The sequence below is a fragment of the Microcystis sp. M53603_WE2 genome, assembly GCF_030065435.1.
On sequence record NZ_JASJFF010001379.1, the window covers coordinates 1 to 1,291 of the forward strand.

Sequence of the window (1,291 nt, forward strand, 5' to 3'; positions counted from 1 at the left end):
GAAGGCAATGTTATTCAAGGAATTCGCCGGAATTGACGCTTTTCCCATCTGTTTAGCCACCCAAGACCCCGAAGAAATCATCGCAACCGTCAAAAGAATCGCTCCGGTTTTTGGGGGTATTAACCTAGAGGATATCGGCGCTCCACGCTGTTTTGAAATCGAGAAACGTCTGCGAGCGGAATTAAATATTCCCGTTTTCCACGATGATCAACACGGTACAGCGATCGTTTCCCTGGCTGCCCTAATTAATGCCCTCAAATTGGTCAAAAAATCGCTTGATACAGTCAAAATCGTCATTAATGGTGCAGGTGCGGCGGGAATCGCCATCGCTACTCTCTTTAAAACCGCAGGAGCCACAGATATAACCCTCTGTGATTCCCTTGGTATCCTCTCCCAAAACCGGGACGATTTAACCCCAGAAAAACAAGCTTGGGCCGTGGCCGCCAGTGGTAAGCTAGGGGATGCTCTTAAAGGCGCTGATGTCTTCTTGGGGGTGAGCGCACCGGGGGTATTGACTCCCGAAATGGTCAAGGGAATGGCTAAAGATGCGATCGTGTTTGCCATGGCTAATCCGATTCCCGAAATTCAACCGGAATTAATCAATGATTTAGTGGCCGTGGTGGCTACCGGACGCAGCGATTATCCCAATCAGATTAATAATGTTCTCGCTTTCCCCGGATTATTTCGCGGGGCCTTGGACTGTCGCGCTAGGGCAATCACCGATAATATGTATCTGGAAGCGGCCAAAGCGATCGCTTCTTTGATCACTCCTGCTAATCTCGATCGAGAGAATATTATTCCCTCGGTTTTTGATAGTCGTGTAGTTACGGCTGTGGCCGCCGCCGTTCAACACGCTGCTCGTCAAGATGGAGTGGCCGGGGAATAATGTAATTATCTTGGAGGAGGGTAAGTAAACCGTGAAACCGATCGATGATATTCCCGAAGCTTTGCGGGACAACCAGTACACAAAAACTACTAATCCTAATGGTCTAATAGCGATCGCAAGCGGTTTACTTGCTCTGGTGGGAACCGGCCTAATTGCCCTAGCAGTCTTGAATCGTCCCCCTGCTACCGTAGAAAAACCGGTTAACCCCTCCCCCCCCATTAAACCCACTCCTAGCCCCATTGTGAACGTTCTAGGTCATTTACTCTATGAAGAGGCCCCGGAGAAGGAATTAGCCCCTATTACTACGGATGGTGCTATGCGTTTAAGGAAGGCAGCAGCCAAAGCTTTTATCCAGATGCAGAGTGACGCGAGAAGGTCGGGGGTGATTTTAATGCCGATTTCCGC

Annotated in this window: 1 protein-coding gene and 1 pseudogene; both read left to right on the plus strand. The window is 49.5% G+C overall.

Annotation, left to right across the window (positions count from 1 at the left end; genetic code table 11):
- Window positions 1-886: NAD(P)-dependent malic enzyme (locus tag PX481_RS28960; RefSeq protein WP_288097417.1), on the plus strand; the 886-nt coding region annotated here is incomplete at its 5' end.
- Between the two features lie 31 nt (window positions 887-917).
- Window positions 918-1,291: pseudogene (locus tag PX481_RS28965) on the plus strand (M15 family metallopeptidase); the annotation flags it as partial.